Genomic DNA, 14854 nt, shown 5'->3' with positions numbered 1-14854 from the left:
ATAAGTACATCTGATTTTTAACCGGCACACTTCGAAAATAAAAAAGGTTAGGGGATACTATGGCGGATAAAGTTTTGATCGTAGATGACGATCCGGCAATTTACAGGTTACTGGAAAAAATCATGCGCAGTTATGATCTGGAGACTACGGTCGCAGACAGCGGGAATGCTGCTTTGAACCTTTTAAAGACACACACCTACGATATGATCCTCATGGATATCACACTGGGTGACATGGAGGGTTTTGAAGTAATCAAAAAGCTCCGCAGCCAGGGCATCCAGACTCCCGTGATGATTGTAAGCGGCAGGAATGAGGATTATGACTCCCTGTACGGGCTCTCCGTAGGCGCGGATGACTATGTAACAAAACCATTCCGTCCCGTAGTTCTCGGAGCCAAGGTCAAGGCCCTGATCCGCCGTAATAAGAATATGGTCCTCGGCCAGTCCGACCTTTTAGAGTGCGGGCCGTTCACTTATAATACTTCCACGATGCGCTTTTACAAGGGCGGGGAAGAAATTACGCTCTCCTCTAAAGAAAACAGTCTGATGCTCCTGTTTATGAAACATCCGGGACAGGTTTTTACCAAGGACATGATTTATGAACACGTCTGGGGAACCAGTGTGGCCATTGACGACAATGCCATCATGGTTTATATCAACCGTCTGCGCGGCAAGATCGAAGAGAACCGTCAGAAACCGGAACATATCGTCACGGTCCGGGGGCTCGGCTACCGTTTCATGCCTTGAGCGTGTTTGAAAATTCATTCCCATTAATTCATATAGTAAGCAAACAACCTTACATTCAAAAAGGATTTCCCTTAAATTTTATTAAGAGAAATCCTTTTCTAATGGACGGAAGCCACACCGGCTCCGTGCAGTTCTTTCTTTACATTCAGTATAACATAGGCGCTGAAGTGTGATTTGTCATACTCCGCCTTCATGAGCCCCTGATATCTTTCCGCCACTTTCCTCACAGACGGAAGTCCCACGCCTTCTCCCTCATGCTTCGTGGAATAGAATATTTCCCCTCTCTTATCAATTGCATTGCTGTGGGTGTTTTTAACCATCACAATCAGCTGGCAGCCTTTCATGCAGGCGCTGACCTTGATATGCTTTGCGCCTTCTTTCTGGCCGATACAGGCCTCCGCCGCATTCTCTACCAGATTTCCGAATATGATACAGAGAGCCGTATCCGAGATTCCTGAGTTCTGCGGGATGTCCGCGGTAATCTCCATCTCAATTCCGCAATTCTCCGCAATTCCCGCATAGTGCTGCAATATCACGTCAACCACATGATTTTTGCACAGGGTGATATCTTTCCCTGCTTCGTATTCAGGAATCAGTTCTTTTAAATACCGCTGCACTTCCAGTGTATCCCCGCTCTCAGCAATTCCGTTCAGCGTCATCAGATGATGTCTCCAATCGTGGCGGAGTCTTTTGGTCTTCTCGATGTTTTCAAACAGTCTTTCGTACTGCTCCTCCTGCATTCTGAGCTGAATCGTGATGAGCTTCGTCTGTTCCGCCGCCGATATCCCCTCGTGCGTCTGGACAATCATCTGAAGCGTCACCCAGAAGAGCGCATAAGTTGTAAAGGACCAGAGAATTGTAAATATGATGTCCTCCGTCCCCATCTGCACCGGATTTTTCCAGTAATCGCTGATAAATTTGACATAGAACATCAAATACGTAAGGGCAGGAATAGCCCAGATAAAGCGCCAGAGCAGGGACGAAACATTTATCTCAATCACCCGTCTGTACAGATTTTCAAACAGGCTGTAAAGCAGAGGCAGATACAGGCCCAGCACCGCTAAAGCGTAAATCAGCTTTGATAATTCATTGGAAAACGGAAGGTGGAGCACCATTCCCATGACCTTTGACACCACCATAATATTTACGTAAAGATTCAGCACCACAAGTACCAGGAACAGAGTCTCCAGACAGCTGCAGCGGACGCTCATCTGAAATATAACCACAGCCGCTGTAATCCAAAGCAGGATGCCGAACGTACTGTATTTGCAAAAATACCGTTCCGAAGTCAAAAACAGGATAGTTACCAGCACCGTGATACAAATCAGCAGGCATACCAGCAGCCATGTCTGAAGGATACTCCGCTTATAGCGGCTTTCGAGCGGGATGAAAACAAAATAGGCAAACACTATGCAGGTGATAGTACCCCTGAGTGCGATGCAAACGAGAGCCGTATCCACTGAAATCCCCCCTTCCCGCCTGTACTTCTGCTTACCGCTGTATCTGCTTCTCCGGCGGCACAGATTTATTCTCCCGGTGTCCCAGCATGAACTTCTTCATCTCGTCCCCCGGCATAGGTCTGGAATAGTAGAATCCCTGAATCTGATCCACATGGAAGTCTACCACCAGTCTCCGCTGTTCCTCAGTCTCGACCCCCTCGGCAACCACGCTCATCCCCAGAGCCTTGAACGCGCTTATGATATACTCTACTGCATGGTAAGCCGTATCTTTTTCCATTGCGGCCCACACCAGGCTTTTATCGAGTTTGACCAGGCTGAACGGGACATTTAGTACCGTTGCAATATTGGAATAGCCCGTTCCGAAGTCATCCAGGCCCACCGTAATTCCATACGCCTTCATCCGAACGCAGAATTCCGTTACTACTTCGGTATTCTCCGCCAGCGTGCTCTCCGTAAATTCTATTTTAATCGTTGACATCGGAGTTTTATTCCGCCTGATGATTTCCAGCGTTTTCTCCGCCAGCTCCGGTTCCGAGAACTGAATTGCAGAATAATTCACATGAATGGCATCCATGTGGATTCCCGCTTCCTCCAGGTCATTTATGTACTTGCACACTTTGTCAAGGATTACATAGGTAATCTCAATGATAAGGCCTGTTTCCTCCGCCACAGGAATGAATTCCGAGGGATAGACCGGACCGATCGGCGTATTGTTTAACCGCATCAGCGACTCGGCGCAGCGGAAATTACCATCCTCCACAAAGTAAATCGGCTGATAATACATTTCAAAACTCTGTCTGGCAAGCCCGTCCTTCAGAATCTGTATCACGCTGCGTCTGCGGTCCAGCTTTGCAAGCATGGCCTCATCGCAGTAGCAGACAGAGTTGTTTTTATCATTTTTGGCCTGATACACTGCATATTCAATCGAACTGATTGCCATCTCTAACGTATAATCCTGCCGGGTGCGGCGTATCATCCCCATGGCCGTTAAAATAACAAAACGGAAGTCGGCAATTTCCCACGGCTGTTTCATCCGTTCCCGGATCGCAATGATGCACTTTTCTATCTCCTCATCGGTCTCCCTGGTAAACAGGAGGGCAAATTCATCACCGCTGAACCGGTATACTCCGTCACGGGGTCCGACCTGGCAGAGGTAACCGCAGACCGCCTTCAAAAATTCATCTCCCCGATGCTGCCCGCAGATATTATTAATCTGGCGGAACTCCCTGAGGGATACGACAGCCAGCGTAAACTGCTTTTCCGGGTGCTTCTTAATCATCAGCCCCAGCATATCTAAAAGCTCCTGCCGGTTCGGCACGTTCGTCAGGTAATCCCTCGTGATCTGCCTGTTCTGGAAATGAAGATAGACAATCAGCATCGCGCAGGTGGCCGCGGACCCCGACAGGATAATCTCCGGATCGATTTGCTGTATAACAATTACCAGCACGGCCAGAAGTGGAAATACGGCCAGGATATTGTATACCTTCCGCTCCATTCTCTGCCGGTTCATGATTGTCACAATGAGACTGGCCAGACTGTAAATATAGAAAATAACGTAGGTAATAAAAACATGCGCTCCCCTGACATAACCGCACTCTTCGCTGAGACAGAACAGGATGCAGGTAAACGGATTGGTCAGGACAAGAAGTATGTAAGCGGCGCCGGGAATCAGCCCGATTCCGATGATCCATTTCAGGGATCTGCTTCCGTCGTAAACAATTGCAACCACATAACAGAAATAGACGAGCCCCATCAGAGGCGTAAATACAAAATACACCGTTGTCACCGTCCAGACAATCCACAGGGGGAACTTATCCAGAAAGTAAATCATAACCGTGGACAGGATGTTGCTCAGCATCGCAATAAACGTGATGAGCAGGCACATCTGGAACGTCCTGTTTTTTAACGAGGGCAGATGGCTCCCCGTTCTTGAATACACCCAAACAATTCCCAGAAAAACAAGGGAAATAATTTCCGGCGCAATATTCCAGGTCATCGTATCACCTTCCGTTTCCCGCGCAAATGTCATTCAGACAGCATTTGTCACAGTAAGGTTTGGTTCTTGCCGTACAGACATCCCTGCCATGGTACACAAGCCTGTGGCAGAAATCACTGCCCTCCTCGGGAGGAATTAGTTTCCACAGCTCCATCTCAACCTTTTTCGGATCTTTGATGCCGTCCACAAGACCCATCCGGTTCACCAGCCTGATGCAGTGTGTATCGGTCACGATGGCCGGTTTGCCGAACACGTCCCCCATGATCAGGTTAGCGCTCTTGCGGCCTACGCCCGGCAGCTTAAGCAGTGCGTCAAAGTCATCCGGAACATTTCCACCGTACTGTTCCCACAATATTTTCATGCAGGCGTTTATATCTCTCGCTTTGCTGCGGCCCAGGCCGCAGGGCCTTACAATCTCTTCGATCGCATCCACATCCGCCTCAGCCAGTGATTTTACGTCAGGAAACTTAGCATACAGCTTCTGCACCACCACATTCACCCTTGCATCGGTACACTGGGCGGCCAGCCGGACGCTGACAAGAAGTTTCCATGCCTGGTTGTAGTCGAGCGTACAGCCGGCATCGGGATACTCCTTTTTTAATCGTTTTATTATTTCAAGAGCCAGTTCTTTCTTTGTCATGACACCCTCTCTTTTCCCCTTTTGTATTACAGCCCTGACGTTCTTATTGAGCCCTGACGGCCCATCTCATCTTGGTAGAACGGGCGCGGCCGTTCATGGCGCACTCCTCTGCCGACGGGCGTATCACCTCATCCGCAACTTCGCTGTAGACCCCCTCCTTTTTCAGGCGCTTGAACGACTTTTTGACAAGCCTGTCCTCCCCGGAATGGAATGTCAGGATAGCCGCCCTTCCGCCCGGTGAAAGAACGTACGGCAGCTTATCGAGGAATTCCTCCAGCACCTCAAACTCACTGTTTACGTCAATCCGAAGGGCCTGGAACGTCCGCTGGCACGATTTCTTAACCGCTTCCTTTCTCTCAGCCTCCGGCAGGAAGGCAAGGGCCTTTTCAATAGCCTGGCGAAGCTTTGTAGTCGTGTCAATAGCCCCTTTTCTTCTCTCTGCCACTACAGTCCGTGCAATTTCTGCCGCATAAGGCTCGTCCGAGTTTTCCCAAAGCATTCCTTCCAGTTCTTCCCTGGAAAGCTCCTTCAGGCGTTCTGCCGCAGATACTCCTTTCTGGGAATCCAGGCGAAGATCCAGGGGACCCTCTTTCTTATAGGAAAAGCCTCTGTCCGGATTGTCTATCTGCATGGAAGAGACCCCCAAATCGGCCAACACAAAGTCAAATGTCCCGGCTTCCTCCGCCACCTGATCGATATTGGCAAAATTCAGTCTTTTGACGGTGAGTATCTCCGGGCCGTAGCCCAGCGCTTCCAGTCTATTCTTTGTTTTCTCCTGTTCAACTCCGTCCACATCAAGGCCGTAGATGTGCCCCTGCCCCTTCAGGCATTCCAGCATGGCCTGGGTGTGGCCGCCATAACCGAGCGTGGCGTCTAACCCCTTCTGTCCGGGTTTTATCTGAAGAAATTCCAATATTTCATTCACACAGATGGAAATGTGCATTCCTACCGGTGTACTGCCTTTCCGAATCACCTTCTCCACCGTCTCAGGATATTTATCAGGCTGGAGTTCTTTATATTTTTCATTGTAATTTTTAGGGTGGGTCCCTTTATAACGGACGCGGCGTTTATGCCCGCCGTTACCGGTCCCCGGCTCTTCTTTTACCGTTTCTCCGGTCCCGGTTTCCGCGTCCCGTGGTTTTCCGTTCTCCATTCTTCCGGCCTGCCTCTCTTTATCCATTGGTTTTCTTCCTTTCCGCCCGTTCCTTTATGAGTGTCTCCGCGCCTTTTCTGCAGAGAATAAAGACATAAGTACCTTCTTTCACCGAAATCTCATATTCTTTCAGCACGGTAAATCCGTTCCTGACGGCCTGCGGTTTTACAAATCCCCTGTTTCGCGAATACAGGATAATCACCGCATCTTCCTTTAAAAATTCACCGACACGGCCAAAAAACCGCTCATACAGTTCAAATACCTCGTCGTCCGTTACCCGTCCGATCTGAAACGGCATGTCCGTAAATATCTCGTCAAAAAGATAGTCATGCCGGAACTCAAAAAAGTCCCGGTTAATGTAGTGAGCCGTCATTCCGGCGGCCTCGGTATTCTTTCTGGCCTTCAGGATATATTCCTCCTGGATGTCCAGGCCGTAAGACGTATACGCTCTCACCGCCCTGCTGCGTTCTATCAGCATGGTGCCTGCTCCGCAGAACGGATCCAGCACCTGGGCGCCCTCCTTCATATAATCTCCGGCAAGAACCGCCGTCAGCGCCGCATTGACGGGGCGGATACTGACGGGAGCCGCCTCTTTCCGGTAGGCGAACCGTTCATCCTTAAGCGTGTATAATTTAAGAAGCAGGTTACAGTTCCCCTCTTTATTCTCAATCAGGCGCAGCTCCACCTCGTAATCCGTGACCGTGTTGATGAGCTTTCTGCCCGACAGTTTTTCCAAATATCCTGATAACTTCTTTACAAAGGCGCTTCTCTCGGGAAGTGTCTTCCTGCTCTTTAATTCCACCCTGAAATACCAGGGTTCTCCTCCCTCGTGGCTCTCCTCCAGCAGGGAAAGGAGTCCCGAATCCGTAATTACCTCCGCAGCCTTAAGCGGATCCATCGGACAGGTTCCCAGCCCCTTTACCACAAAGAGAATTTCCTGCCATGTCCTGATTTTATCCATCCAGTTTAAATTTGTCACCCTGGCCCTGACGCCGGCTCCGAACAGCTTTGTTTTTGCATCCGGATCAAGGAGGGCCAGCTGGCTTCTGGTAAGCTCCGCAAAGTTTCTGTTTGTCAGGAGAACAATGTCATAGGCGTGGTCAAAACCGTTGAACCGGTGTGTATTTATTCCCTCCATCCCGACGACCAGAGCCGACAGCTCCCTCATCTCTTCAGTCAGATGCTTCCTGTTCTCGTCCGTCACTTCAGTCTGCTCCAGAAGTTTAAGTTGTTCCTTCAGTTCATCCAGATATCCGCTGTAATCGAATCTGCCGATCGCGGATAAATAAGAACTTTTCACAAACCGCTGGGCTTCGCATTTATATGCCTCGTACACCGGTTCCAAAAACTCCTGTCTGCCCAGATCTCCCATAAGCAGGGCGGCATTCTTCCTCGTCTTTGCATCTTCAGATTGAAGCAGGGCCGTCAGGCGCTCCTCCTCCCCTTCTATAAGCGCAGACAGGGCATTTCGTCTGCCCTGCTCCTTCACTTCCTGTCTCAGGCGGCTTAAATTCTGCCTCACATCCCTGTTCTCTTTTATCTGGCTCCAATAATCCTTTATCATTCTTCTCTCCCGGCGTCTTTATCCCTAAATATGATCTGCTTCTTTTTTCTTTTATTCAACGACATAATATGATATTTTATCATCTTATGGGTAAGATGGCAAGCATCCTCGTGCTGCCGTCCACCCTCTCAAAAAAAGCGGAGCGCCGCGGGCAACTGCTGCTGCAAACATGCAGACGGCAGGCTTCCGTCAGAACATCGTATCATCCTTCAAACCTTCCACAATATTAAGGCCGGCAATTTTCCTTCCTGCCAAAAAATAGGCAGCTCCAACCGACAAAAAAATCGCGCCTGCAAATGCCGCCATGGGAAGCAGAGGCAGCTCCGAAAGATAATCGCTGTACCGAAGTTTACTGGCATTTACCGCATAGACGACGAACATGATTTGGAACGGGAGGCTGATAAGAATGGGTTTCAGCGCTGTAATACAACTTTCCATCGCCAGAATTCCGGCCAGGCCGCCCGGTGTGAATCCCACCGAAAGATATCTGGCAAACTCCCGTCTTCTCATGTAAACGCCTCCGATTGTATTAGCAAACACGTTGACGATTCCGACGAATGCCAGCAGGCCGCACAGGGTTCCCACCAGAATTTTATATCCTTCCCTGACCTTTTCCTCAAACGCTTCTTCCGACTTTCTGTTCTCCAGCCGATACCCCTTGTTTCCATCGAGAAGGAGCTGCAGTTTTTCTTCGGCCGCCTCAATTTCCCCCTCTGAAACAGCCCTGATCTTGAAGTACATCGTTTCATCGGGAAAGGCCGCCGCCATTTTCTTCTGGTATACACTCTCCGGTACAATCTGTACAAGGGAAAAATCCTCAAATTCCTCCCTCAGCTCCGGCAGCTTATCCGTGAATACCTGAAGCTGCAACCGAAGCATCCCGCTCTCATCCGCCGTGCTTTCTCCGCCGTCCTCCGGCTGCAGCTCCTCCCGGCCGTCCCATACATCAAGCGAATGGTTTTCCGGTGTCAGATATGGAAGGTATTTTTTATCCCGGAAGTGGCTGTTAATATTATCCCAGATTCTATTTACCGTCACGGTCTCCACATCCGTACCGGGAATTTCCGCTTCCTTCAAATATGCCTGAAAGCTCCCGTCATCCAGAACCACAACGGGGACGTCCACCAGGTATCCCCCTTCTCTTTTTGAGATTCCCGTGTCCTTAAGCGCCTCGATGCCCCCTGCCGTCTTAAGCTCCTCCGACAGCATATCTTCCTCAATCAGCGTCCGGCCACCCAGTTTCCGGTAAGCAGTGCATTCAGAAATTTCCGGGATGCCGCGGATTTCTTCCAGAAGCCCGCCTTCCTCTCCCGGCTGCTTTTCTAAAGTCACCATTAAATCCCATACATTCCTGTACCGTTCAAAATACGTATACTTTGTACTCACTCCGGACAGAGACCAAAAAATCAAAAATATCCCGAAAGTAAAAAAAGAAATGGTCAGGGAGATTGCCGATGTTCTGTAGGCTCTGCGGCGTAAATATAATGATTTTCCCGCAATCTCCCATTTGATTCCAAACAGCTTTGGCAAAATCAGATAAGAGGGGATTTTTCCGTCCGGATGCTCCCTTCCTCCGCAGATCGCATCCAGGGCGCTGATCCTGCCGAGCCTGGCCGCCGCTCTCCCTCCGGCTATTAAAACCGTAGCCACACAGACGGTAAATGTCCCCCAAAAAAGGAGGGGATGATATACGAACACAGACGGCTCAATTCCCAGAGGCTCCGTCATATTTTCCGCCATCCTGAAAAAAACAATAGTTAATCCGGCTCCTGCGGCAATCCCCATGAGCATCGGAAAAAAGCTGAGCGCAAGAGCTTCCTGTAATATACAGATTCGAATCTGCCCAGGTGTGGCGCCTACACTTTGAAGAATTCCAAGCTGATGCAGTCTCTCATTGGCTCCCATGACAAATGAATGATACAGTACAAGAACCATCGCCGTACACACGAGAAGCATCACGGCAATATAAAACCAGCTCAGCGCCGTAAGCTGGACCGCCTCCTGTTCTTTGCCGTCCACCGCCCTTCTAATCTGATCCGCACGCATGTTATAAAATAGTACCGTAATAAAGGAGATAAAAAGGGAAGCTACGAATGAGGCCGCCATAATAGAGACGCTGGATGCCCTGTTGTGTTTTAAATAACTCCTGGAATATTCGTTCCAAAGCATATCATCCCTCCCTCCTTTCACCGGCCGGCTCCTGGCTTCCGCGCGCAGACGCCCTGTTTCCGGCAGACATCCTGTTCCAGCTGTCGGAGACAATCCTGCCGTCTTCCAGCCGTATAATCCGATCCGCCTGCAGCGCAATCTGTTCATCATGAGTGATGACAATCATCGTCTGGCGGTACTTTTTATTGGAGTATTTAAAAAGCTCCATAATTTCCTGGCTGTTCACGCTGTCGAGGTTCCCCGTTGGTTCATCTGCCAGTACAAGGGCCGGGGCATTCATAAGCGCCCTGCCGATTGCCACTCTCTGCTGTTGTCCGCCGGAGAGCTGCCCCGGCAGGTGGCCGGCCCGATCCTTCAGGTCCAGAATCTCCAAAAGCTCCTGCAGGCGCGCTTTATTTACCTTCTGTCCATCCAGCTTTACGGGTAAGGTCATATTATCCACCACATTCAATACCGGTATCAGGTTGTAAAACTGGTAAATCAGCCCCACCTGCCTGCGCCTGAATATCGCCAGCTCTTTTCTGCTCTTAGTATAGATGTCACAGCCGTCCACATAAATATGCCCGGAAGAGGGCGAATCCACTCCCCCGGCCAAGTGAAGAAGCGTAGACTTCCCTGAACCGGACTGTCCTATCACTGCCACGAATTCCCCTTTCTCCACAGAGAAACTGACGTCCTTCAGGGCCTCTACCCTGTTTCCAGCTTTTCCGTATTCCTTACACAGATGTTCCGCTTTTAGTATTTCCATTCATTCCTCCTGTCTCTGCCGCCATGCACACGGGGACGTTATCCGTTCCGCGGTCATGCGCAGGTATAATATCCTCTGTACAGATGCCAATATTATACTCGAAGCACGGTGACAGCACGGTGAATCTATTATAACAATATTGTCATATTTCGGTTCCCGGAGAAGAAAGTCCGCACGCGGATAGGATCACTTTTCTATAAATATGGAAAAAGGGAGTCTCAAACAGCTCCCTTATAAAACCGGATATCAAATTCTGCGCCGCCGTCCTCCGCATTCCCGGCCCTGATAGTTCCGTTCTGCTTTCTGATTATCATACCCGCCAGGGCCAGGCCGATTCCGGCGCCGCCCGGCTGGATATTCTTTCCTCTGTAAAAGCGCTCGAAAAGACGGTTTAAATCTTCCTCTGCGAAACCTTCTCCATTATCCCTTATCCGAATCCGGGTATAGACTGGGTTTTCATCCGCACAAACCATGATGGTTCCACCCTCCGGCGTGTGTTCCACGCAATTTTTAAGGATATTTCCCATAGCCTCGGCAGACCACAGCAAATCCCCTTTATAAAAGGATTTTTCGGTCCCTTCCTCAAGCAGGATCTGCCCCTTTAATTCCATCGGTATTTCCAGAGGTTCCAGAGCCCTTTTAAGAAGCTCCGAAACAGACTCCGATTGACTTTTAAACTCCAATGTTCCGGACTCCAGTCTCGCTATTTTGAGCAGCGTGGCAATCAGCCATTCCGTCCTTGTAAGAAGACGGTCCATATTATAAAATGCTTTCAGTTTTTCCTCTTCATCTGCCGCTTCCTTTATGCGTTTCAGGAGCAGCCGGATCGAAGTCAGAGGCGTTTTCACCTGATGGGAAACATCTTCCAATGAATTCTGAAGAAATACCTTCTCCCTCCCCAGTTCCTCCGCCTGCTCCTGTAAACGGACCGTCATCTTATAGATCTTGCTTCCGAGAACCGCCAGCTCCCCTTCCCGATCGGGTAGCATGGAAATTCCGCCTTCGCCGTGCAGTATTTCATCCAGTTCGGTGGACAGCTCCGCCAGACGGTCATATCTTTTTTTCGTGAAGCACAGAAAAATAAGGCCGGCCGTCAGACAGATTCCCGCCGCATACAGGGCAAAAAACGGGTTCCACACTGCTGCCCCAGCCGATGCCGCCACGGAAAACAACAGATAAATTCCCCCGAACACTTTTATTTCCGGATTTCTTAACAATTTCATCATCATTCCCCGACTCTGTAGCCTCTCCCCCGGACCGTCATAATAATCCGCGGATTGGCCGGATCTTCCTCTATCTTTTCTCTGAGGCGCTTGATATAAACGGTGAGCGTGTTGTCATTCACATAGTCACCGGCAATATCCCATATCTCCTCCAACAGCTTCATTCTGGAAAGGACTTCCCCCTGTCTGTTTAAGAAGACGAGTAAAAGTCTGTATTCTAATGCGGACAGTATAATCTCCTTTCCATTCCTCCTGACAATGCCCTTTACGGTATCCACCTCCAGGCCGTCAATCAGAAACAGGGAACGGCTTTTTCCACTTCTTCTGAGCGTGTTCTTCACGCGTGATATCAGTTCCAGAGGTTTGAACGGTTTTGCAATGTAATCATCCGCGCCCAAATCAAAGCCCGTAACAATGCTGCCCTCATCCCCCATTGCCGTCAGGAAAATAACCGGTATATCTGCCTCTCTTTTGATTGTAGTGCAGAGAGAATATCCGTTTCCGTCGGGCAGCATGACATCCATAAGGATTAAATCAAACCGTTTCCGGGCGGTTCTTTCAAGCGCCTCTTCCCTGGTTGCGGCCAACTCGGCCAAAAAACCTTCTTTCTCCAGGAGAAACAGTAAATTTTCTGCGATTTCCCTGTCATCTTCCACTATTAAAATGTGAATCATTCTCTAAATCCTCATATTTCTTTTTTATAAAGTTGAAAATCATGCTTCAATAGTATAAAATTGTTATATACCATTTAAATAAGATGTATACCCGTTTTGATACTGTCATTATGTTTTGAAAGTGTCGTTACGTTCGGATATGGTCATTAAGGAGGCTGATGTACATATGGATACAACAAAAAATTATCCCGACTGCCCGGTGGAGATGACGCTGCAGCTCATCGGTGAAAAATGGAAGGTGCTCATTATCCGCGATCTGCTGACCGGGACAAAACGTTTCAACGAACTGATGCGTTCCGTTACCGGCATTTCCCAGAAAGTTTTGACCAGCAATCTGCGCGCCATGGAAGGCGCCGGGCTTATCAACCGCAAAGTCTATGCCGAAGTCCCGCCCAGGGTGGAATATTCTCTGACGGAGACGGGTTACAGCCTGAAACCGATTCTGGATTCCATGATGGCCTGGGGAACTGCCTATAAAAACAGCCAGAATGCCTGAGCAAGACAAAGAGTAAAATTTCTTTGTCTTGCCGCAGGCTCCTTTACTTTGTTGTTACCGGCCTGAGAACAGGAAGCGTGTATCCTGCCTGAATTTCTTCCTGGAGGGATTTCCTTCACAGCGTCGGATTTCCAATGTTTCCAAATCATAGACAACCGACCACACCGTATCCTTTCCCGTGCTGCGGTCATACTGGCACATGAAGCCGCAGCGCCCCGACAATATCCGCTCGGCAAATCCCGGATCCCGGATTTCCTCCGAATGAAATGCCTTTTCAATCGTCTGATACCGCTCTTCTGCATTCCAGTCATCAATATCCCGACATGAATAACGACGCATTTTCTCAGAGTGGAATGAATTGACAGCCGAAACATAACCGCCCCGCCCGTCGGGGCGTTCCACGTTCATACTCTCACAGTTGCACTCAATAACGGCAATGTCACCTGACCGGTCGGCCGCGGTAAACGTCTGGCTGGATGCAATAGGCAGCGCTTTCAGCGCCTCCGTGAACTCCTTCACCGTCCTGCACCGTTCCAGGCCGTACCGTAGCAGCATACCCGCATTCAGGCCGACACCCAGAACAGCTGGGTACACGGCCGTCAGACCAATCGCCAGGCCGTGCTCGTTCACACCGTCCTCCATCTCCACAAATGCGGTGGTGTTACCCTGGAAGGAGTATGGGCGTCCGCTTTTCCCAGATGTCTCAAACCTGTAAATGCAGTTCATATACAGCTTCTCAATTGCAGTCAGAAAATCGCTGTTTCTGGCCAGAATGATATGGCCTTCACTCTTAAATGCCACACAGGAACACTTATTTTCCGGCATAATGCAGTACATGCTCAGAAGCACCGCCAGCAGTTGCTCCGAAGAGATCTTCTGCCCCTTTGCGATTCCCTCTATCTCTTCCAGCGCTTCGGGATAATACTCCTGATAAAACGGAATACACTGACTGCTGAATGATATTCTCTCCTCCGTAATCGGAAAAGGAACTCCTTCCAGCAGACTCTTGCCGTTTTTCAGCAGCAGGCCGCCCCATTTTAATCCAATTTCGTGATGTGTTCCTTTAAACCTCGCATGATACATAATTTGCTCTCCTTTTTTGTTTTGAGAGCCACCGGTAACTCTTAAATTGAGCATAATTGAATAAAAATTTTATGTCAATACCTTAAATAATATAATTAATATAGTTTATTTTTCCGTTTTCCTCTTCTTTTTCAGTTTCAATACAATGCCACGTTCGTCAGCAGCGCTCTGCAGCAGTTTTACCACACAGGCCGCCCTCTCTTTTATCGTTTGGCCGGTCTGATCCGATCCGGCTTTCACCTGATCCAGAACCGCCTGCAGCTCATCGCATTCTAAAAGATTAACCGCCAGGCAAAAGAAATTTTTTCTGCGTCCGTCGTTATAATTTGCCAGAAGTTCGCCGAGTATTTCCGTCTTTCTCTTCTGCTCCTCCTGATATGCTTCTTTCCCAATGTTCCGGTGCTTTTCCAAATCACTTCTTCTGTTGCGGTGCGTGATGAATGAATCGAATTCATCAATAGTTTCATATTTCTCGCAGGGAAATTCAGGACATTGGTGGCAGTAATCGATTTTTTCCCTGTCAGGCCTGCCCTTTTCCCTGTTGTTGTTTTCACTGTTTCTTTTCAAACTGCATTTTGCAATCCGGCAGGACTGGTTTCCCTCCCCGCCCCCGCATCCGGGACAGTACCCGCCAATGTGCATCGTGCATAAACCGCAGTTCAGGCCGCAGAGTGAAAATAAACGATCCTCCCTTATAAAATCTTTCATATGTATCTGTCCCCCTATTTCCTCCGGAATATCATGTCTGCTTTGCGGACATTGTACCATAATTACAGAATCCGTGGCAAGTCTGAGCCTCTGATGCCTTCTGCAGCGGGCCTTGCATGATCCCTGTCCGGCGATCATAAATAGGGCCAAAACGCATATAAAAGCGTTTTGGCCCCGGTCACGGAGTGAACAGT

At 49.2% G+C, this 14854-nt stretch carries 13 protein-coding genes; 2 read left to right on the top strand and 11 right to left on the bottom strand.

Annotation, left to right across the window (positions count from 1 at the left end):
- The first annotated feature begins 59 nt into the window (after window positions 1-59).
- Complete coding sequence (locus EJL91_RS13340) at window positions 60-746, top strand: response regulator transcription factor (protein ID WP_125142460.1); 687 nt, start codon at window positions 60-62, stop codon at window positions 744-746.
- Between the two features lie 98 nt (window positions 747-844).
- Here EJL91_RS13340 and EJL91_RS13335 read toward each other — a convergent pair whose 3' ends face one another.
- The 9 genes from EJL91_RS13335 to EJL91_RS13295 all read right to left on the bottom strand — a co-directional run bounded on the left by EJL91_RS13335 (window position 845) and on the right by EJL91_RS13295 (window position 12373).
- The gene (locus EJL91_RS13335) at window positions 845-2206 is read right to left on the bottom strand and encodes a sensor histidine kinase (protein WP_125142459.1); all 1362 of its coding nucleotides are present in this window, start codon (window positions 2204-2206) and stop codon (window positions 845-847) included.
- Window positions 2207-2237: 31 nt separating this feature from the next.
- Complete coding sequence (locus tag EJL91_RS13330) at window positions 2238-4202, bottom strand: EAL domain-containing protein (RefSeq protein WP_125142458.1); 1965 nt, start codon at window positions 4200-4202, stop codon at window positions 2238-2240.
- Window positions 4203-4206: 4 nt separating this feature from the next.
- Window positions 4207-4842, bottom strand: coding sequence for an endonuclease III domain-containing protein (locus EJL91_RS13325; RefSeq protein WP_125142457.1), 636 nt, complete (start codon window positions 4840-4842; stop codon window positions 4207-4209).
- A 43-nt stretch (window positions 4843-4885) separates the two neighbouring features.
- The gene (rsmH, locus tag EJL91_RS13320) at window positions 4886-6022 is read right to left on the bottom strand and encodes a 16S rRNA (cytosine(1402)-N(4))-methyltransferase RsmH (RefSeq protein ID WP_243125336.1); all 1137 of its coding nucleotides are present in this window, start codon (window positions 6020-6022) and stop codon (window positions 4886-4888) included.
- Window positions 6015-7559 (bottom strand): methyltransferase domain-containing protein, encoded by a 1545-nt coding sequence (locus EJL91_RS13315; protein WP_125142456.1) that lies wholly within the window; start codon window positions 7557-7559, stop codon window positions 6015-6017. Before EJL91_RS13315 ends, rsmH begins: the two co-directional genes overlap by 8 nt.
- Window positions 7560-7748: 189 nt before the next feature.
- Window positions 7749-9728 carry an ABC transporter permease gene (locus tag EJL91_RS13310; protein WP_125142455.1) on the bottom strand — a complete coding sequence of 660 codons (1980 nt, stop codon included), beginning with the start codon at window positions 9726-9728 and terminating at the stop codon, window positions 7749-7751.
- Between the two features lies 1 nt (window position 9729).
- Window positions 9730-10476, bottom strand: a complete 747-nt coding sequence (locus tag EJL91_RS13305) for an ABC transporter ATP-binding protein (protein WP_125142454.1) — start codon at window positions 10474-10476, stop codon at window positions 9730-9732.
- A 218-nt stretch (window positions 10477-10694) separates the two neighbouring features.
- Window positions 10695-11705 (bottom strand): sensor histidine kinase, encoded by a 1011-nt coding sequence (locus EJL91_RS13300; protein ID WP_243125335.1) that lies wholly within the window; start codon window positions 11703-11705, stop codon window positions 10695-10697.
- A complete protein-coding gene (locus EJL91_RS13295; RefSeq protein WP_125142453.1) occupies window positions 11702-12373 on the bottom strand; it encodes a response regulator transcription factor in 672 nt (223 codons plus the stop codon). The genes EJL91_RS13300 and EJL91_RS13295 overlap by 4 nt, the downstream gene beginning before the upstream one ends.
- A gap of 166 nt (window positions 12374-12539) precedes the next feature.
- Between EJL91_RS13295 and EJL91_RS13290 the strand changes: the two genes are divergently transcribed.
- Window positions 12540-12869 carry a winged helix-turn-helix transcriptional regulator gene (locus EJL91_RS13290; RefSeq protein ID WP_125142452.1) on the top strand — a complete coding sequence of 110 codons (330 nt, stop codon included), beginning with the start codon at window positions 12540-12542 and terminating at the stop codon, window positions 12867-12869.
- Between the two features lie 54 nt (window positions 12870-12923).
- Here EJL91_RS13290 and EJL91_RS13285 read toward each other — a convergent pair whose 3' ends face one another.
- Together EJL91_RS13285 and EJL91_RS13280 are read right to left on the bottom strand one after the other, a co-directional pair.
- Window positions 12924-13952 carry a C45 family autoproteolytic acyltransferase/hydrolase gene (locus EJL91_RS13285; RefSeq protein WP_125142451.1) on the bottom strand — a complete coding sequence of 343 codons (1029 nt, stop codon included), beginning with the start codon at window positions 13950-13952 and terminating at the stop codon, window positions 12924-12926.
- Window positions 13953-14057: 105 nt separating this feature from the next.
- Window positions 14058-14660, bottom strand: a complete 603-nt coding sequence (locus tag EJL91_RS13280; protein ID WP_125142450.1) for a DUF3795 domain-containing protein — start codon at window positions 14658-14660, stop codon at window positions 14058-14060.
- Window positions 14661-14854 lie beyond the last annotated feature (194 nt).

It is taken from the genome of Clostridium transplantifaecale (assembly GCF_900626075.1).
Taxonomy (GTDB): Bacteria; Bacillota; Clostridia; order Lachnospirales; family Lachnospiraceae; genus Otoolea; species Otoolea transplantifaecalis.
The sequence above is the reverse complement of the archived record's forward strand: the minus strand, read 5'-3'. Positions and strand labels throughout refer to the sequence as shown.